At 49.4% G+C, this 17,745-nt stretch carries 19 protein-coding genes; 7 read left to right on the forward strand and 12 right to left on the reverse strand.

The genetic code is table 11. From position 1 onward, the window contains the following. Nucleotides 1-99: 99 nt before the first annotated feature. From ACTJJJ_RS04295 to ACTJJJ_RS04335, 9 genes are all read right to left on the reverse strand, one after another. Nucleotides 100-1,482: a mercuric reductase gene (locus tag ACTJJJ_RS04295; protein WP_440701551.1), complete on the reverse strand. Its 1,383-nt coding sequence runs from the start codon at nt 1,480-1,482 to the stop codon at nt 100-102. Nucleotides 1,483-1,625: 143 nt separating this feature from the next. Further along, nucleotides 1,626-2,552, reverse strand: a complete 927-nt coding sequence (locus ACTJJJ_RS04300; protein ID WP_426294643.1) for a bifunctional riboflavin kinase/FAD synthetase — start codon at nt 2,550-2,552, stop codon at nt 1,626-1,628. Next, the gene (gene truB, locus ACTJJJ_RS04305) at nt 2,549-3,280 is read right to left on the reverse strand and encodes a tRNA pseudouridine(55) synthase TruB (RefSeq protein WP_426294642.1); all 732 of its coding nucleotides are present in this window, start codon (nt 3,278-3,280) and stop codon (nt 2,549-2,551) included. The genes ACTJJJ_RS04300 and truB overlap by 4 nt, the downstream gene beginning before the upstream one ends. Next, nucleotides 3,270-4,046 (reverse strand): undecaprenyl-diphosphate phosphatase, encoded by a 777-nt coding sequence (locus ACTJJJ_RS04310; RefSeq protein WP_440701552.1) that lies wholly within the window; start codon nt 4,044-4,046, stop codon nt 3,270-3,272. The genes truB and ACTJJJ_RS04310 overlap by 11 nt, the downstream gene beginning before the upstream one ends. Beyond that, nucleotides 4,043-4,258: a DUF3098 domain-containing protein gene (locus ACTJJJ_RS04315; RefSeq protein WP_188930275.1), complete on the reverse strand. Its 216-nt coding sequence runs from the start codon at nt 4,256-4,258 to the stop codon at nt 4,043-4,045. Before ACTJJJ_RS04315 ends, ACTJJJ_RS04310 begins: the two co-directional genes overlap by 4 nt. 23 nt (nt 4,259-4,281) lie before the next feature. Continuing rightward, nucleotides 4,282-5,160 (reverse strand): cell division protein FtsX, encoded by an 879-nt coding sequence (locus ACTJJJ_RS04320; RefSeq protein WP_188930273.1) that lies wholly within the window; start codon nt 5,158-5,160, stop codon nt 4,282-4,284. Nucleotides 5,161-5,289: 129 nt separating this feature from the next. Further along, a complete protein-coding gene (locus ACTJJJ_RS04325) occupies nt 5,290-5,883 on the reverse strand; it encodes a bifunctional nuclease family protein (protein WP_188930271.1) in 594 nt (197 codons plus the stop codon). Nucleotides 5,884-6,176: 293 nt separating this feature from the next. Next, nucleotides 6,177-7,151 (reverse strand): electron transfer flavoprotein subunit alpha/FixB family protein, encoded by a 975-nt coding sequence (locus ACTJJJ_RS04330; RefSeq protein WP_440701553.1) that lies wholly within the window; start codon nt 7,149-7,151, stop codon nt 6,177-6,179. Nucleotides 7,152-7,188: 37 nt separating this feature from the next. Beyond that, nucleotides 7,189-7,926, reverse strand: a complete 738-nt coding sequence (locus ACTJJJ_RS04335; RefSeq protein WP_440701554.1) for an electron transfer flavoprotein subunit beta/FixA family protein — start codon at nt 7,924-7,926, stop codon at nt 7,189-7,191. Nucleotides 7,927-8,020: 94 nt separating this feature from the next. Here ACTJJJ_RS04335 and ACTJJJ_RS04340 point away from each other — a divergent pair, with 94 nt between their 5' ends. Together ACTJJJ_RS04340 and ACTJJJ_RS04345 are read left to right on the forward strand one after the other, a co-directional pair. Beyond that, the gene (locus tag ACTJJJ_RS04340; RefSeq protein WP_440701555.1) at nt 8,021-8,347 is read left to right on the forward strand and encodes a tetratricopeptide repeat protein; all 327 of its coding nucleotides are present in this window, start codon (nt 8,021-8,023) and stop codon (nt 8,345-8,347) included. A gap of 159 nt (nt 8,348-8,506) precedes the next feature. After that, nucleotides 8,507-8,863 carry a hypothetical protein gene (locus ACTJJJ_RS04345; protein WP_188930263.1) on the forward strand — a complete coding sequence of 119 codons (357 nt, stop codon included), beginning with the start codon at nt 8,507-8,509 and terminating at the stop codon, nt 8,861-8,863. Between the two features lie 142 nt (nt 8,864-9,005). Here ACTJJJ_RS04345 and ACTJJJ_RS04350 read toward each other — a convergent pair whose 3' ends face one another. Together ACTJJJ_RS04350 and ACTJJJ_RS04355 are read right to left on the reverse strand one after the other, a co-directional pair. Further along, the gene (locus tag ACTJJJ_RS04350; RefSeq protein WP_440701556.1) at nt 9,006-10,310 is read right to left on the reverse strand and encodes a Gfo/Idh/MocA family protein; all 1,305 of its coding nucleotides are present in this window, start codon (nt 10,308-10,310) and stop codon (nt 9,006-9,008) included. A gap of 30 nt (nt 10,311-10,340) precedes the next feature. Further along, entirely contained in the window at nt 10,341-11,639 is a 1,299-nt protein-coding gene (locus tag ACTJJJ_RS04355; protein WP_440701557.1) for an acetylxylan esterase, read from the reverse strand. 162 nt (nt 11,640-11,801) lie between these two features. Between ACTJJJ_RS04355 and rluF the strand changes: the two genes are divergently transcribed. The 5 genes from rluF to pgi all read left to right on the forward strand — a co-directional run bounded on the left by rluF (nt 11,802) and on the right by pgi (nt 17,312). After that, nucleotides 11,802-12,551, forward strand: a complete 750-nt coding sequence (gene rluF / locus ACTJJJ_RS04360) for a 23S rRNA pseudouridine(2604) synthase RluF (protein ID WP_188930257.1) — start codon at nt 11,802-11,804, stop codon at nt 12,549-12,551. A gap of 259 nt (nt 12,552-12,810) precedes the next feature. Continuing rightward, a complete protein-coding gene (locus ACTJJJ_RS04365) occupies nt 12,811-13,233 on the forward strand; it encodes a hypothetical protein (protein WP_440701558.1) in 423 nt (140 codons plus the stop codon). A 246-nt stretch (nt 13,234-13,479) separates the two neighbouring features. Next, nucleotides 13,480-14,679 (forward strand): heparan-alpha-glucosaminide N-acetyltransferase domain-containing protein, encoded by a 1,200-nt coding sequence (locus tag ACTJJJ_RS04370; protein ID WP_440701559.1) that lies wholly within the window; start codon nt 13,480-13,482, stop codon nt 14,677-14,679. Between the two features lie 68 nt (nt 14,680-14,747). Then, a complete protein-coding gene (locus ACTJJJ_RS04375; RefSeq protein WP_440701560.1) occupies nt 14,748-15,581 on the forward strand; it encodes a sugar phosphate isomerase/epimerase family protein in 834 nt (277 codons plus the stop codon). Between the two features lie 81 nt (nt 15,582-15,662). After that, entirely contained in the window at nt 15,663-17,312 is a 1,650-nt protein-coding gene (gene pgi, locus ACTJJJ_RS04380; RefSeq protein ID WP_426294635.1) for a glucose-6-phosphate isomerase, read from the forward strand. Here the strand turns inward: pgi and ACTJJJ_RS04385 are convergent. Beyond that, complete coding sequence (locus tag ACTJJJ_RS04385) at nt 17,309-17,677, reverse strand: VanZ family protein (RefSeq protein WP_188930241.1); 369 nt, start codon at nt 17,675-17,677, stop codon at nt 17,309-17,311. The two genes, pgi and ACTJJJ_RS04385, sit on opposite strands and share 4 nt — an antisense overlap. Nucleotides 17,678-17,745 lie beyond the last annotated feature (68 nt).

Consider the following 17,745-nt stretch of genomic DNA (forward strand, 5'->3'; position numbering starts at 1 on the left):
CAGGTACGTGGTTCAGGTTTGCAAAAGGATTTGCATATTCTTTTTCTACGTAAATCAGTCAGAAAACGATCCATTTTTCTGGAAAAAAGCAAAAGCAGGTTACGATTCGAGCGTCATGAAAAGGTTATTCAGCGACTCGGCGTAGGTTGGGTGCGCAAAAACGCCGTTCAATATCTGGTCATAGGTAACACCGCCGATCATGGCCATTTGCAGGATCGTAACAATCTCACCACCTTGCTCGGCCAACACCGCCGCGCCCAGGATTTTGCCCGTTTGGGCATCCACAACGGCTTTCATCATGCCACGTTCGTCGCCGGTTTCAATGGAACGCGCCACGCTATCGTTTTCCAGAACTGCTACTTTAATATCAAGCCCTTTTTCCCGCGCTTCCTGCTCGGTAATGCCCACACGGCCAAGCTGTGGGTCGATGAACATGCAATATGGGATGAGGCGGTTCTCAATGCTGATTTGCTTTTTCTTAATGACATGCTGAACGATCAGCCGGTAATCGTCGAAGGAAACGTGCGTAAACGCCGGGCCGCCTTTAATATCCCCCAATGCGTAAATGCCTTCTGCCGAGGTTTCAAGTTGTGCATTCACTTTGATATAACCTTTTTGATCTAGCTCAATACCTGCGGCTTCAAATCCAAATTCGCTGAGTTGCGGCTTGCGCCCCGCGGCTACAAGCACGTGTGTGCACGAGCGCTGACTTTTAATTCCTTCCGTTTCAAGGCTTACGGCAATAATATGCCCGTTTTGGGAGAATCCGACCGCCCTTGTGCCGGTGAGTATTTCAATATCTTCCTTAGCGAGGATTTTCACGATCGCTTCGGCAATATCCTTGTCCTCTCGTTTGAGAATTCTTTCCGAAGGCTCAATCAATGTAACCTTGCTGCCAAACCGAGCGAACATTTGACCAAATTCCAGTGCAATATACCCGCTGCCGAGAATTACCAGATGCTCCGGAATCTCCGACAGCTCCATGATGGTGGTGGAGGTGAGATAAGGAATCGTGTGAATTCCCTCAATGTCGGGAATTACGGGCTGTAAGCCGGCATTGATGAAGAACTTGTCGGCCGTGAATGTTTCCGTGCCGCCGTCCGTTAACGAAACCATGATCTCCTTTCGACCGCTGAACCGCGCGGTACCGTAAATCAGGTCCAGGCCTGCGGTGTTGAGGATGCGCTTTTCAGAATTGCCGCGCATGGTGTGCACAATGCTGTTTTTCCGGTCGAGGATTTCATCGAAATCGACGGTAATGCCGCCCACGTGCACGCCGAGGGTTTCATTATGCCGCACCGACCATGCCGCTTTTGCGGAGGCTATCATGGCCTTGGTAGGGGAGCAGCCGTCGTTGACGCAAGTCCCGCCTACCCATCTCTTCTCAATTAATGCAGTTTTCAGGCCCGATTCGGCCAATTTGCGGCAAAGCGGCGTGCCTGCCTGGCCCGCACCGATCACAATAGCATCGTAGTGTTTCATAAAGCAAAGGGATTGGGAGTAGGAATCCGTTAGTAAAGCGGATTCGGCCCGGATTTTACGTATAGGCATAATAAAAGCGTGCCGGGTAGGCACGCTTTTCGCAAAAGCAAACTGTATGAGTAGGTAAAAAGAGTTCTGGGTAGTCAGGCGAACCAGGCTAGGGTATTTTCCTTGTCGATTCCGATCTGTTTGACGAGCATATCCAGCCCGTTGAATTTCTGTTCGGGACGAAGATAATGAAGCAATTCTAATTGGAGGTCTTCGCCGTAAATTTCTTTATCAAAGCCGAATAGGTTCGCTTCGATCGTCCTGATGGTGCCGTCCACTGTGGGGCGCACTCCGATATTGAGCATTCCCCGAAACACCTGATCCTGGTAAACCGCATTGATCACATACACGCCGTTCATCGGGATCAGCTTATATGGTTCATGCACGTATAGGTTGGCCGTGGGAAAGCCGATCGTGCGGCCCAGTTGTTTCCCTTTTACCACGGTTCCCGAAAGTGAATATGCGCGCCCGAGCAACTCGTTAGCCTCATGGATGTGCCCGGTAATGAGTGACTTACGAATACGTGTCGAGCTGATGGCCGTGTGCTCGATATCCTCCCTGGGAATTTCTTCCACTTCGAAACCATACTCGGAGCAGTTCTTTTGTAAAAATTCAAAACTGCCCTCGCGGTTACGGCCAAAACGGTGGTCGTAGCCTATCACCAGCTTTTTAGTACCGATTTTCTCTACCAGAATCTGTTTGATAAACTCGTCGGAAGTGAGCTCGGAAAAGGACCTTGTGAATGGGATGATCGCAAGATGCTGGATGCCCAGCTTCGAAAACAGCTCTATTTTCTCTTCGATCGTGGAAAGCAGTTGCAGGTCCTGGCTGTCCTCGGAGACCACGGTACGCGGATGCGGCCAGAATGTGAGGACCACCGATTCGCCACCCGATTGCTCGGTGATCTCTTTAAGACGGGTCAGTATTTTTTGATGTCCCAGATGCACCCCGTCGAAAGTACCGCTGGTTACGACGCCATATTCCAGTTTTTGAAAGGAATCCAGGCTATGATAAATGTTCATTCGTCAACCTCCAAATTCAAAGCCACTCGTTTCTGATGGATGAAAGCGGTCAGCTCCCACGCATCTTTCAGGTCGAACTCACCGATCCTGGTCCTGCACAGCTTGCTCATGTAAGCGCCGCTGCCGGCCAGTTCGCCGAAATCACGAACCATACTGCGAATATAAGTACCTTTTGAACAAATGATCCTAAAATCGATGGAAGGAAACTGGGCAGCGTCTATTTCAAATAGCTTGATCTCTACCGCTCGCTTCTTGATCTCGGCTTCCTCGCCTCGTCGCGCGAGCTTGTATGCGCGTTCGCCGTCGATTTTAATAGCGGAATAAAGCGGCGGGATTTGCTCGATATGCCCGGTGAGCTGTTTGCGCGCATTTTCGAGCACTTCCGGGGTAATGTGGTCGGTGGGGTAATCGGCGTTGAAATCGGTTTCGAGATCGATGGAGGGCGTTGTTTTACCCAACACCAATGTGCCGGTATACTCCTTTTCCTGCGCCTGGAAGTGGTCGATCTGCTTTGTTTTTTTACCGGTACAGAGGATGAGCAAGCCGGTGGCAAGCGGGTCTAATGTACCGGCATGGCCTATTTTCTTGAATTTACAAGCTCTTTTAAGCTTGTTGGCCACGTCAAATGAAGTCCACGTCAAAGGCTTATCGATCAGGATAACTTCGCCTTCGTCGGGTATGTTTTCTTCTTGTTTCAAATTAGGGGGATCAAGGGGGCTAAACAACATCCAGCTTGTAGCCCGACGCCAGCAAGCCGAGCAGGATCAGGCCGAGGATAATACGGTAGTAGCCGAAAACTTTAAAACCGTATTTGGTCAGGAAGCTGATAAAGAATTTGATAGCCAGCATCGCCACGACGAACGCGACGGCATTACCGATCAGCAGCGTCTGAATATCTTCTTTCTGAATGGTATCGTACGTTTTCAAAAGTTTGTAACCTCCCGCGGCAGCCATTGTGGGTACGGCAAGGAAGAACGAAAATTCAGCTGCCTGTTTTCTCGAAAGGCCGTTGAGCATACCGCCGATAATGGTCGACGCCGAACGCGAAACGCCCGGGATCATGGCGATACACTGAAAAAAGCCGATTTTCAATGCGGTGGGGAAAGTAATTACCTTTTCGCGGGTATCGTTCGCAATGCGGTCGATAAAGATGAGTACGAAGCCTCCCAGGAGTAGGGAAACTGCTACTACCCACACGTTTTCGAGCAATGCATCGATGAAATCGTTCAGCAGGAAACCGATTACGGCTGCCGGCAGAAATGCCACGAAAAGTTTGAAATAAAAATCGGTAGTCTGGAAAAAACGCTTCCAGTAAAGAACGAGTACGGAAAGTATAGCCCCGAACTGGATATTGACCGTGAACATTTTGGTGAATTCCAGATGGCTGATCCCCATGAACGAGGAGGCTATGATCATGTGCCCGGTGGAAGAGATGGGCAAAAACTCGGTAATTCCTTCAACAATCGCTAAAATGATGGCCTGCCAGATACTCATGAATTAGCGGGTTTACGGAGGATCGCCCAGAACTCGATGATGAAGCCCGTAATGGTAACAAGAGGGCCAAGGGTTAGGCCAAGAAAGCCGAAACCGAACTCTTCGCCGTCGAATGTCATGATCAGGAAGCCTGCGAGGATCACCGCGATGCCGACCAGCATCATCACATAGTTGGATGATGAAAATGGAAGTTCATTTTTTGAAGTACTCATAACGTTTATTTTCCGGTTACTGTTCAATATAAATCATCCAATGCCATGCGCAGGTAACGCGCCAGCGACTGGTAGGTGCTTGCAACGCCGATTGCAACGCCAAGGCCGAGCACGGAAAGGACGAGGATCACGATCTTGTCATATTCCTGCAATAGCGCCAGCCCTTCCACATTACGGACTGCCAGTTGTTGAAGGCCGATCAGCAGGAGAGCCGCCACGATGCCGCCAACGAGGCCCTGAATTGCCCCGCGCAGCACGTAAGGTTTTTGGATAAAGCCGTTGGTTGCGCCTACGAGCTGCATACTGCGGATCAGGAAGCGCTGTGAATAGATCGCGAGCTTGATCGTATTATTAACCAGCAAGACAATGATGATCAGCATAACCAGGGCAAAGCTTGCCAGGACTATGTAGATTTTGGTCACATTGCGGTTGATATTGTCGGCCAGATCTTCCTGATACACCACTTCATACACACCTTTCACCTGATCCAGCTCTTTCTTGATCTGTTGCAGCTTCGCTTCTTCGAAATAATCTTCCTGGATTTTCACGCGGTAGCTGTCGCGCAATGGGTTTTCGCCGAGAAACGTGGCGAAATCTTCCTTGGTACCTTCAATAAATTCCTTGGCTGCTTCCTCTTTTGAAACAAATGTAATGGCTTTTGTTTCTCCGGAATTCAGTACAAAAGGTTTTGCCTGAATGATACGAAGTATCGAATCCTGGCCCGCCTTGGAAACTTCTTTATTGATGAACACCCGTACTTCGATGTTCTGACGGATAATGGAAACCAGCTTTTTAGATTGGATCACCAGTAGCCCGCAAAAGCCGATCAGAAACAATGCAGCCGTAAGGCTCATGACGATCATTGCGTTGGGATAACTCCCGATCTTCTTTTTTTTAGGCATAACAGCGTAGGATTTCGCTCGTCGTTGGTTCGGTTTTCTGGAAAACGACTCGGGCAAAAATAAGGATTAAAATTTCAAAACAGCCCTTTTGGGGACAATCCTTAACTATTTTTAACTATAATGGTGCTTTCAGTTCCTTCTTCCCATCTCGTCGCGGATCTTCGCGGCTTTCTCGTAATCTTCTTTCGAAAGGGCGTCGTCGAGCATGCGTTGCAGCTCGTCAAATGTAAGATCACGGAGCGAATCCTTTGAGCCGGAGGGGCGGATCGTCTCGCGAACGGCGTCCTCGTCCTCATCTTCTTCTTCGGTCATCGAGCTGGAAACGATGCCCGCTTCGGACAAAATGGTTTCGTAAGTATAAATAGGAATGTCGAAACGCAGGCCGATCGCGATGGCGTCGGATGGGCGGGCGTCGATCTCTACTTCGCGAAGGTTGTCGGTACAGACGATTTTGGCGTAGAAAATGCCTTCTTTGAGGTCAGAAATGACGATTTCCTTCAATGTATAATTCATGCCGTCGGCGAACGACTTGAACAGGTCGTGCGTCATCGGGCGGTTGGGTACTATGTTTTCAATCTGGACGGCAATGGCCTGGGCTTCGAATACGCCGATAATGATGGGCAGCCTGCGGTTGCCGAGTTCTTCCCCCAGTACCAATGCAAACGAGCCGGCTTGGGATTGGCTTGGTGAAAGCCCCAGAATTTCTAACTTGATTTTTTTCACGTTTGAATTAAATGCGCAAATGGTTAACAGTCGTGGTGAATGGTCTTCGGGCTGATTCTTGATTTTCAACGAATTAACAAGTAAACCCGTTAAAGTGTTCCTGTTTGAAAAGCGCCATTGGCGGATCAAAGGTGCAAAAATAAATAACCCTTACTGCATAAAAAAATGCTGTAAGGGTTAAGATTGGGCGGCTATTGCCAGGGTTAAAACTAAATCAGGTTAATCACCTGATTTTAAGCTATTTTTTCTGAACTTGTTCTTTTAACTAATTTGAAAAAATAGCCCTGGAAACACTATTTAAGGCTTTTTGCAGCTTCGGTCAGTTTAGGCAATATTTCGAAAACATCGCCGACGATACCATAGTCGGCGGCTTTGAAAAACGGCGCTTCCGGATCTTTGTTGATCACCACAATGCATTTGGAACCGTTCACGCCTGCTAGGTGCTGGATCGCGCCTGAAATGCCGCAGGCGATGTACAGGCTCGGTGCGACTTTAATGCCCGTCTGCCCGATATGCTCGTGGTGGGGGCGCCAGTCGAGGTCGGAAACGGGTTTTGAGCAACCGGTTGCCGCGCCCAGCGCTTTGGCAAGGTCGATCAGCGGCTGCCAGTGCTCCGGCCCTTTCATTCCGCGGCCGCCGGAAACAATGATCTCCGCTTCGGTTAAGGACAATTCCGAGTCCGCTTTTTCAACGCTCACAACACTGGCCGTGAAATCGCTGTCGCGTAATGTTGGCTGGAATGCTTCTACGGCTGCATTGCGGCCTGTGAGGCCCGCCTCATCTAGTTCGATTGCATTCTTGCGGACAACAAGTACCTTAATATCCGACCGGATCTCGGTCGTTGCGAATGCCTTGCCCGTAAAGATGCTTCGTGTGACTTTGAAACCACCATCCGTCTCAGGCAATGCGGTCACCCCGGAGACGATTCCTGCTTTCAATTTCGCTGCCGCGCGTGCCGCCATGGCGTCGCCCAGGCCCGATTTGGAAAGGATAATGATTTTACTGCCTTCCTGCGTAGCCGCCTGCACGAGCGCGTTCGCGTAGGCGAGGCTGTTTTCGTGTTCCAGTTCGGCTGCAGCGGCGTGGAGTACTTTCGCTGCACCATATTGTCCGGCTATTTCAAGGGCTGTATGTTCTGCTTTGCCCAATGCCAGCACCACAGCCTGGCCGCCGGTTTTTTCTGCCACTTTCGCGCCGTAAGCCACTGCTTCCAGCGAGGTTTTCTTGATTGAACCGTTATCGAGTTCTACATATATAAGGACTGACATGATCGTTTTCATTTGAATGGGAAAAAATACACCGGAGTTACAGCACCTTGGCCTCCGTTTGCAGCAGTTTGATGAGCGTTTCGGCTTCGCTCGCCGGGATCATCCTGCAAGCGCCTTTCGGTGCGGGCAGTTTGTAAGTCTGCGGGGCGGTCATGTCATCCACAGAAACCGGCTCCACCACATTCAGGGGCTTGGTGCGCGCCGTCATAATGCCGCGCATGTTCGGGATTTTCCATTCGGCAATAGGCTCCTGGCATCCCAGCACCAATGGGAGCGGCGCTTTTAATACTTCCTTGCCGCCGTCGATCTCCCGGGTAATGGTGGCATTGTTGCCGTCAATATCCAGTTTCATGACCGGCGAGTAGGAGGGGATGCCCAGCATTTCACCCACGAGCCCGTGCACTACGCCGCTGTTGTAATCGATGGACTCGCGGCCCATCAGGATGAGATCATAGGTGCCCTGGCTGGCAATATGGGCAATTTGTGCTGCTGCAAAATAGGAATCCTGCGGCTCCGCATTTACACGGATAGCGTCGTCGGCACCGATGGCGAGTGCTTTGCGGATCTGCGGCTCGGCATCGGCTTCGCCAATGTGAAGCACCGTCAGGCTGCCGCCATATTGCTCTTTCAACTCTACACCCCGGGCCAGCGCATAGTCGTCATAAGGGCCGATGATGAACTGAACACCGTTTTTGTTTAACTTGGTGTCGTTGTCGGTGAAGCTTATTCTAGCGGTTGTATCGGGGACATTAGTTATACAAACGAGTATTTTCATGATGGTATGGTTACTTATCTTTGCGTTTGATGAGAATAACTTTGCCCGGGCAAATTAAGGGAAAAGTAAATAGTATGCAAGCATAATAATATCGATGAATAACTCCTTACTCGCCAATTTACTCGCTTTTTACGAAGAGGACCCAGCCGACCCGTTCAATGTCTACGCGCTCGCAATCGAATATTCCAAATCGGATCTCAGAGAGGCCGGGCGTTTTTTCGACATTCTCCTCGAAAAACATCCGGATTATCTTCCGACCTATTACCACGCTGGCGCATTTTTTGCTGCGATGGAAAAAATAGAAAAGGCTGAGGAAATTTATCGAAAAGGCGTGGAACTGGCACAGATTCAGAATAATGCCAGAGCGCACCGCGAGTTACTTGCGGCCTTTAACAATTTCAAGGATGAACTTGAAGATTGACCTCGCGGGCCGCTAATTTGCGGTTTTGCGGAAAATGGGCTACCTTTAACGAAAGATCCTGCACAATCGGGAATATCGCTTCTGTCGTATGCCCTCTGCTCAGTCAAGATTTGTATTGTAGAAACTGCCGGAAAAAAGCAGAAAATTATTCGTGATATTATGGAAAAGGAAGCATTTATCCCGCTTGTCGTTAAGTGGGCACAGTCGCACGGGTTCAAGGACATTCAGGCCAATATGGAAGGGTACGAAACACCCAAGTCCTACGAAAGGGCGGCCGATAATATTCGTTTTACGCCAGATGTGACAGGCGTTAATATGTTCAACCGTCATTACCTCGAAGTTTGCATGAAAACTGACCAGATGCGTGGTCACATTTCAAAGTGGAAACTATTGAGCGAATTGGCAGGAATGAAGGGTGCTAAGTTATATCTGATGGCCCCACGCGGGCACGTGCGCTTTGCACGCGAAGCGGTAGATCATTACAATATCCCTGCGGAAGTAGTTAAGATTGACTGACGGCCGTCAAAGGTCGGAAGTAGTCAGTAATAGTCAGGTGTGGTCAGAGGTAGTTATTGTAATTTTTTGCAAGTAACAACTCCTGACTACACCTGACTTTTTTCTGACCACTCTTGCCTAAGTCTGTCAATTCCTGACTACTTTACACCTGCGGATACTTCCACTCCCCGCGATAGTTGCGGCTTAGCAACTTGTTCGCCTCGTCGTCCCCGGGAATAATTTCTTTCTCTCCATCCCATACAATGCTTCTTCCCAGTTTGTAGGAAAGCATCCCCAATAATGCCACATTCGTGGAACGCTGTCCCACTTCTATTTCACAGATCGGCGGCTTATTGCTCTTGATAGATTCCAGGAAATTGGCCCAGAGCTGCTGGATATTCTGGTCGTCGGGCTTGTTGAGCTGCGCGTCTTGGTGGATCACGGGTTTGTTCGGATTCGTAGGGTAGAACGTCCAGCCGTCAAGCCATCCCATGTGGAAGGTGCCCTCGGTACCATAGAAATATACGCCGACCGCCTGGTTGGGGTGCGTTTTTTCGGCATTGTTTGCTGCGAAATTGCGGTGCTCCCATTCCAGGGTAAAACCGTCGAAGTCGTATACTGCTACCTGATGGTCGGGGGCGTCGGTGTTGTCCTGCCGGATCGCCCGCCCGCCGGTAGAGTATATCTTTTTCGGGTATTTTTGTTCCGACCACCACAGCACCTGGTCGAGCCAGTGGATGCCCCAATCGCCCAAAGTACCGTTGGCAAAATTGAGATAATTCCTGAAACCTTTCGGGTGGATAGTTTTATTGTAAGGGACCAAAGGCGCTGGTCCGCAATAGAAGTCCCAATCGAGACCCTGCGGCGGTTCGGCGTCCGGTGTTTTTTGGCCCGGGCCGCCTCCGTAATGCACGAATGCCCGCGCCATTCCGATTTTTCCCGCCTTACCCGATTTCAGGAATTCCATACCCGACACATTATGCGGTGACACGCGCCTGTGCGTACCCACCTGTACGATTCGTCCGTGCTTGCGCGTGGCATTCACCATCGCGCGACCTTCCTTAATGGTATGAGAAATGGGTTTTTCGACATAAACATGTGCACCGGACTCAATGGCCGCAATGCAGCACAACGCATGCCAGTGGTCGGGCGTCGCTACGATCACAATCTCCGGCTTCTCTTTGGCCAGCATTTCGCGGTAGTCCTGATAGAGCTTCGGCTTGTCCGGGGTAAGTTTGGAAAAAACTTCGGAGCAGATTTTGAGCTGGTTCTGGTCGACGTCGCACAACGCCACCAGCTTGGACTCTCCCGCCTGAACAGCGCACCGGAGGATATTTGTACCCCACCAGCCAGCGCCGATCAGTGCCGTGCGGTAGGGTGCGGCACGTTTCAATGCAGACAGCAGCGGGAGCGATGAGAATGCAGCACCCGCTAGCGCCGACTTTTCAATAAATGATCTGCGATCCATAAGAATTCGTTTCGGTTTGCTTGGTTTGTATTACTTTCCTTTGAGTTTCTCGACCAGCCAGTTGTTCATTAGGTCGCGTTCATCGGAATACGTCCAATGGCCGGTGTCGAGGTAGAGTTTCAGCTCTTTCGGGGCGGTGGTGACATTATAGGCGGCGTACATGGAAGTAGGCGGGCAGGTCTCGTCATTAAAACCCCATATATATAGTCCCGGCGCCTTCACACGGCGCGCGAAGTTGACCACATCATAGTAGGAAACCGTGTTCAGTTTTTCCTTCGTATTGTTTGTTTTCACCCCGTTTTTATCAAAATAATGCGGCCATCCGCCCGCGCGGCCGTGCAGGTAACCCGTCACATCGCTCAATGCCGGATAGAATGCGCCCAGCCATTTGACACGCGGATCGAGGCCGGCTGTGACGATGGATAACGCACCGCCCTGGCTTCCGCCGGTGACGGCCAGGTTTTTGCCGTCGTATTGCGGCAGGCTCGTCAGAAAGTCGTTAGCGCGTACGCAGCCGAGGTATACGCGTTTGTAATAAAATTTGTCCTTATCATCCAGATTATAAGCCGGATAGCCATTCAGTACGCCCTGGCCCATATCGAGGTAAACCGACGGATCCATGATTACGGGAATACCGTGGATGCCGATCTCGAGCGTGATGATGTCCTTGTCGGCAGTGGCTACATCGCCGTAGTAGGCGCGGACGCCGGCACCCGGCACGCGGAGTAGCGCAGGATACTTCCCTTCCTTTTTTGGAATACTCAAAATACCGTAGACGCGTACGCCCTGCCGGTTATTTTGGAGATTTAGATGGTAAACGTTCGTTTTTTCGGTGCAGCGGTCTGGGAGCAAAGTCATTTTCGCATCCATTGGCACGGCTGCCAGTTCTTTCTTTGCATTGTCCCAGAATGTGTCAAAATCCTCTGGGTTCGCAACAGTGGGCTGTATTTTCAACGGATCGAAACCGGCCGTTGCCAGACCGCGAAACTCCACGCCGTCGACAGTCGCCCAGGCGATGCAGCGCAGGAAGCCGGGGGTTTTGAGTGTCCCGCCGTCGATGGTTAGCGTACCGTTAGCGGCAGTTTTGGTTTCCTTGATAGTCGGGTCAAGTTTTTCCAACCCTATTTCATAACGCACATGAGCATTTTTGACAGGATTTCCATTGCGCAGCACGCTGACGATGAATTGCACTTTATCCCCGGGTTTGTAAGTCCAGTCGTCGCGGTCGGTCGTGACGATCACCTCGACGGGCCTCCGCGCCGGTTGCGCGTGCAGGGAAAGAATGGTTATCCAAATGAAGAGTTGACTTAGTAAAAAGCGATTTTTCATAGACCGGCAATTTGTTCTATTTTGTGATCTGATATATTGAGCATTGAAGAGGTAAAGGGCAAAAACGCCTGAATCTTTATATGTAACCACATTTTTTTTGTGATTTGAATTAATTTGCCGTCCGATATGCCAAATACAGCATTGGAAAAAGTATAGAAATCAGTGGAGCCAGTCAGGATCAATAAGTTTATCAGTGAAACCGGGTTTTGTTCGCGCCGTGAAGCCGACAAACTCGTAGAGCAGGGCCGGGTGACGCTTAACGGCCGGAAAGTAGTTTTGGGCGACAAAGCGGCAGAAGGCGACGACGTGCGCGTGGACGGCAAGCCGCTTAAAGCGAAAAAGCCGGCCATCTATATTGCGTTCAATAAACCGGTGGGCATTACCTGCACTACCGAGCGCCACATTAAGGGAAATATTATCGACTACATTCGTCACAAGGAACGCATTTTTCCGATCGGGCGGCTCGATAAGCCGTCGGAAGGTTTGATATTTCTTACAAGCGACGGAGATATCGTAAATAAAATTCTCCGTGCCGGAAACAATCACGAAAAAGAATATGTGGTGACTGTCAATAAACCGATTACGCCCGATTTTATTCAGAAAATGTCCTCCGGCGTGCCTGTTTTGGGGGTTGTTACTAAAAAATGCTTTGTTCGGAAAGAGAGCAGTTTTGTATTCACTATCATTTTAACACAAGGGCTCAACAGGCAAATCCGTCGCATGTGCGAATACCTCGGTTATAATGTAAACAAGTTGAAACGCGTTCGCATTATGAATGTAACGCTTCAAAACTTACCCGTCGGCAAATGGCGGGACCTGACTCCATCAGAAATGAAGGAGATCAACGAGGCGGTGGCGTCCTCGGTAAAAACGGAAGAGGCGTCTTCGTTGGATGATGATTGGGATGAATAGCGTAAGTGAATCCCGAATCCACGCTGCCCTAGCGAAACTTCTTATTGATTGCAGTTGAATAAACGAGACTAGCCAGTAGTTCATCAACACTGCGAATCGATAGTCTTATAACACTTCTTCCGATCAGCAGTCAAAGTTTTCCGATTAATAATTCATCGATTGCCGTTAGTTCATTGCACCCGCGGGACATGATGGGATTATTGTGCAACAGCATTTAATTGCGTCAAAATGCTGAGAAATCAATAAAACAAAACTCGTCATGAAACAATTATCTCTTCGACTCTGCGGACTTTTCGCGTTTATCTTTTTATGCTGTGTTGGTTGTACGGATCATGAACCGCGACCAGTCGTATTGCCACGGTTAACTACGCTTGATATCAATAATTATCCGTTTAGTAGCCAACTGCCTCCGGGGGCCACCATGCTTGGAATCTCCATTGAAGACCTTGGAAATGTCCCGATTGTGGAATACGGTGTGGCGTGGCGAGTATTTGCGACTGATACACCGCAGACATTCCCCACAGTCAACGATAGTAAAACGATATTTCCCGGAGCAGCAAGCCTCGGAGCTCATTGGCAGGAAAAGGGAAATCCGTTAAATGGAGAGATTCATTATAGAGGCTACGTGATTTTGAATAACGGCACGGTTGTATATGCCAACAATGCTCTTAATTTCGACTAGAAAAGGGAATGCCCTAGGAACTAAGGTCGAAGGTAAAGCGATCGATATTTGAATTACGTTAAATAGATAAAGCCGGGGCTTACCTCAAATCAGGGTAAGTTCCCGGTTTTTGTTTTGTAGATCCTATGAAGCCAGTCGTAGGCAAAAGCAGCTGACTTGGCTGTACTACTCAATTCCTGAATCCACACTTGGCCTCACAAAGACAGAAAACCGCTATATTAGGCTTTCCTAAATCCTGTCTTCCTGATGAACAAAGTTACCTCATCCTCGCTCCGCCTGGATTCGATCGACGTTTTTCGTGCGGTCACCATGTTTTTGATGATTTTTGTGAACGACCTGTGGTCGCTCGAAAACGTTCCCAAATGGCTTGAACATAGCAAAGCAAGTGAAGATGCCATGGGACTTTCGGACGTCGTATTCCCCGGCTTTTTGTTTATAGTAGGCCTTTCCATTCCTTTCGCCATTTCGAACCGTAAGAAAAAAGGAGATTCAAATGTATTGATTATCAGGCATATTGCTGAGCGAACCTTTGCTTTATTGCTCATGGGAATATTCATCGTCAACTACGAGAATATTGCAGAGGAAGCGATGGTAGTCAGTAAATATGTATGGGAAATCGGAATGGTTATCGCCTTTTTCCTGATCTGGAATGTCTACCCACCCAATCCGGAAAGAAAGGGATTTTATACCGCATTGAAAGTAGCTGGTTATCTGCTGCTTGTGGGTTTGGCATTGATTTACAAAGGAGGAGATCCTGAGAATCCGTCTTGGATGGAAACCCATTGGTATGGTATACTGGGACTTATCGGGTGGTCGTACCTGCTTGGCACGCTCACGTATGTGCTCACGGGCGACCGCCTCGCGTGGGCAATCGCCGGATGGCTGTTTTTTGTGCTTTTCAACCTGGCCAGTTTTGCCGGTACGCTGGATTTCCTTGATCCCGTCAGGAAGCACGTGTGGGTCGTAGGCAGTGGCTCGATGCCCGCTTTTGTAATGGGCGGTGTGGTAGCTTCGGTGATTTACCGAACCGGCCGGAATGCGGCAAGCAACACTTTTCTGGTAATCCTGATCGTCTTTGGCGTTATCTGCCTCGCCTACGGTTTTGGTACGCGTCCATTTTGGGGCATTTCAAAAATCAGGGCCACTCCGGCCTGGGTAGGCATTTGCACGGGCATCAGCCTTTTTGCATTTGCGTTTCTATTCTGGCTTGTTGACTTGCGTAAGCTGAGAAACTGGGCTAACGTGCTCAACCCGGCCGGTACCGCTACGCTGACCTGCTATCTGATTCCTTATATATGGTATGCTGTCATTACGTTGGCGGGGATCAGCTTGCCGTTGTATTTGCGTACCGGACTGGTAGGTCTTGTGAAATCGGCCTGCTTTTCACTGCTGGTCATTCTGCTCACTGGCGCGATTAACCGGATTGGGATAAAACTTAAGATTTGAGTTGATAGGTGGTAAATCTGTAACTCTTCGTCTTTTACGTATACAGCAATTAATTTAATCTGAACAGAATGAATTCGAGAAGAATATTTGTCAAGAAAGGCATCGCCGGGCTCATGGTCGGCAGTATCATTTCACTCCCGGACCAAAGCAATGCGGCCCCGGCTAAAAAAGAGGATACATTCAAGCTCGGTATGGCCGGTTATAGTTTTGTGCATTTCAAGCTGGACGAAGCGCTCGAAATGATGAAGAAGACAGATGTTCATTATTTGTGTATCAAGGATTTTCATTTGCCTTATAATAGTACTGCCGAACAAATCGCCGCATTTCACCAGAAGCTGAAAGACGCGGGCGTTACGGGGTATGCCGTCGGGCCAATTTATACCAAAACCCATCAGGAGATCGACAATGCCTTCGACTATGCCAAGCGGGTGGGCGTCGACCTGATCGTGGGTATTCCTAACCATGACGACCTGAAATATGTAGAGCAGAAGGTCAAGGAATACAACATTCGATATGCGATCCATAACCATGGGCCGGAGGATAAATTGTACCCGAACGCGGCATCCGTGTACAACCTCGTGAAAGACCTTGACCCGCGGGTTGGGCTTTGTTTCGATATGGGACACAACCGACGCGACAATCAGGATTCGGTGGCAGATCTTGGAAAGTACAGCAAGCGCATTTTTGACATTCACCTCAAAAACGTCACGGCAGCCACCAAGGACGGTAAAACCTGTGAATTGGGACGAGGAATTATTGATATTCCCGCATTTGTGAAAATGTTGCGGAAAGTGAAATACCCGGGTTCGTGCAGCCTTGAATATGAGAAAGATATGAAAGAGCCCCTGGCCGGAATCGCCGAATCGGTGGGGTATTTTCGTGGAGTTTGCCAGGCGAGTTAATCGGGAAAACACGTATTAACCGCCGTAAAACCCTATTTTTGCACAACCAAGGTTTGATTTTTTACCATAACGCCAGAAACAATGCTTTCAAACGTCCCCTTTGATCAGTTGGCGGCTTATAAAAAGCTGAAAACGCATCACAAAACCATTTCACAAAAGCATTTAAAGACTCTTTTCGAGGAAGACACCGATCGCCATAAAAAGTTCTCCATCCGTTTCGGGGACATATTACTGGATTATTCCAAAAACCGAATTAGCACGCGCACGCGCTCATACCTGGTCCAGCTCGCCGAAGAGGCTGGTCTGGCGGAAGCGATCGAGGCGATGTTTACCGGTGCGAAAATCAACGTGACCGAAGGGCGTGCCGTTTTGCATACTGCATTGCGGAACCGTTCCAATGAACCGGTGCTCGTGGATGGGCAGGATGTAATGCCGGATGTAAACGAAGTACTTGCGAAAATGAAGGAGTTTTCGACGCGGGTAAGATCGGGTGCATGGAAGGGTTATACTGGAAAGGAAATTACCGACATCGTGAATATCGGCATCGGAGGCAGCGACCTGGGCCCGGTAATGGTGACCGAGGCATTGAAAGCCTACGCGAAAAATGGATTGAATGTACATTTTGTATCCAACGTCGACGGTACCCATATCGCCGAAACCGTGAAGTTGCTGAATCCGGAAACGACACTGTTCATGATCGCTTCCAAAACTTTTACCACCCAGGAAACGATGGCGAATGCGCACAGCGCGCGGAGCTGGTTCCTGGAAAAGGCGTCGGATGAGGAACATGTGAAGAAACATTTCGTTGCAATCTCGACCAACCGCTCAGAAGTAGAAAAATTCGGGATCGATCCTGAAAACATGTTTGGTTTCTGGGATTGGGTAGGAGGCCGCTACTCGTTGTGGTCGGCGATCGGCTTGTCGATTGCCTGCTATGTAGGCTTCCAGAATTTCGAGCAGCTGCTCGCGGGTGCACACGAGATGGACAAACACTTCCGCACGACCAAGCTTGAACGCAACATTCCGGTGATCCTCGCATTGCTCGGGATCTGGTATAACGATTTCTTCGACGCGCAAACGCAGGCGATCCTCCCTTACGATCAGTACATGCACCGATTCGCAGCGTACTTCCAGCAGGGAGATATGGAAAGTAACGGAAAGAGCACCGGCCGTGACGGCAATGCGGTGGGTTATCAAACCGGTCCGGTGATCTGGGGCGAGCCGGGTACGAATGGTCAGCATGCATTTTACCAGCTGATCCACCAGGGAACCAAACTGATCCCTTGCGATTTTATCGCGCCGGCCATCAGCCACAACCCGCTGGGCGATCATCATAAAATGTTGTTATCCAACTTCTTCGCGCAAACCGAAGCTTTGATGAACGGTAAGACCGATGAGGAAGTTCGTGCTGAATTGAAGGCAGCCGGAAAGAGCGATGCAGAGATCGGGCAAATCGCGCCGTTCAAAGTTTTCTCAGGTAACCGCCCTACCAACTCGATCCTCGTGAAGAAGATCACCCCGAAAGTGCTAGGTAGCTTGATCGCAATGTACGAACACAAGATTTTCGTACAAGGTATCATCTGGAATATTTACAGCTTCGACCAATGGGGTGTTGAGTTGGGTAAACAGCTCGCGAACAAAATATACCCCGAACTACAAAACGACTGGCCGGTTACCAACCACGACAGCTCGACCAACGGTTTGATTAACCAGTACAAACGCTGGCGCTAGTTTTTGAGCACCACTTTTGTAAAAAGGTAACCGATTACCACACCAGCAGCATCTGCCACGGCATCCCACCAGTCAAAAGTGCGGTCAAATGGCAGAAGCTGCTGGTAAAATTCCAGCCCCAGCCCGTAAGCCATTCCCAATCCCACCACCAGGCGGCTTTTTTCAGGGTAAATAATCAGCGCGAGAATCGCCCATACTGTAAAGAGTCCCGAGTGGACAATTTTGTCAAAACCTAAGACGGGTGCCGCAGGCAGATCTTTGCCCGGCCAAGTGCACGCAACCAAGATTAAAAAACTCCATAGCCAGCTAAGCCATTGATGTTGAGCAATAAATCGAATTGTTGATTGTGAAAATTTTGAGGTCATAGTTATGAAATTGTACACCGAAAGTTACGTTTCATTTTTTGAATTTTGACAGCACCACAGCTAAAAAA

It is taken from the genome of Dyadobacter sp. 22481 (assembly GCF_052044875.1).
In the GTDB taxonomy this organism is placed as follows: Bacteria; Bacteroidota; Bacteroidia; order Cytophagales; family Spirosomataceae; genus Dyadobacter; species Dyadobacter endophyticus.

Coding starts and splice junctions, on each gene's coding strand:
- ACTJJJ_RS04350 (WP_440701556.1), bottom strand. CDS start 10,310: ATGGATCGCAGATCATTTATTGAAAAGTCGGCGCTAGCGGGTGCTGCA.
- ACTJJJ_RS04375 (WP_440701560.1), top strand. CDS start 14,748: ATGAATTCGAGAAGAATATTTGTCAAGAAAGGCATCGCCGGGCTCATG.
- ACTJJJ_RS04315 (WP_188930275.1), bottom strand. CDS start 4,258: ATGAGTACTTCAAAAAATGAACTTCCATTTTCATCATCCAACTATGTG.
- ACTJJJ_RS04295 (WP_440701551.1), bottom strand. CDS start 1,482: ATGAAACACTACGATGCTATTGTGATCGGTGCGGGCCAGGCAGGCACG.
- ACTJJJ_RS04330 (WP_440701553.1), bottom strand. CDS start 7,151: ATGTCAGTCCTTATATATGTAGAACTCGATAACGGTTCAATCAAGAAA.
- pgi (WP_426294635.1), top strand. CDS start 15,663: ATGCTTTCAAACGTCCCCTTTGATCAGTTGGCGGCTTATAAAAAGCTG.
- ACTJJJ_RS04310 (WP_440701552.1), bottom strand. CDS start 4,046: ATGAGTATCTGGCAGGCCATCATTTTAGCGATTGTTGAAGGAATTACC.
- ACTJJJ_RS04355 (WP_440701557.1), bottom strand. CDS start 11,639: ATGAAAAATCGCTTTTTACTAAGTCAACTCTTCATTTGGATAACCATT.
- truB (WP_426294642.1), bottom strand. CDS start 3,280: ATGTTGTTTAGCCCCCTTGATCCCCCTAATTTGAAACAAGAAGAAAAC.
- ACTJJJ_RS04365 (WP_440701558.1), top strand. CDS start 12,811: ATGAAACAATTATCTCTTCGACTCTGCGGACTTTTCGCGTTTATCTTT.
- ACTJJJ_RS04345 (WP_188930263.1), top strand. CDS start 8,507: ATGGAAAAGGAAGCATTTATCCCGCTTGTCGTTAAGTGGGCACAGTCG.
- ACTJJJ_RS04335 (WP_440701554.1), bottom strand. CDS start 7,926: ATGAAAATACTCGTTTGTATAACTAATGTCCCCGATACAACCGCTAGA.
- ACTJJJ_RS04320 (WP_188930273.1), bottom strand. CDS start 5,160: ATGCCTAAAAAAAAGAAGATCGGGAGTTATCCCAACGCAATGATCGTC.
- ACTJJJ_RS04340 (WP_440701555.1), top strand. CDS start 8,021: ATGAATAACTCCTTACTCGCCAATTTACTCGCTTTTTACGAAGAGGAC.
- ACTJJJ_RS04385 (WP_188930241.1), bottom strand. CDS start 17,677: ATGACCTCAAAATTTTCACAATCAACAATTCGATTTATTGCTCAACAT.
- ACTJJJ_RS04300 (WP_426294643.1), bottom strand. CDS start 2,552: ATGAACATTTATCATAGCCTGGATTCCTTTCAAAAACTGGAATATGGC.
- ACTJJJ_RS04370 (WP_440701559.1), top strand. CDS start 13,480: ATGAACAAAGTTACCTCATCCTCGCTCCGCCTGGATTCGATCGACGTT.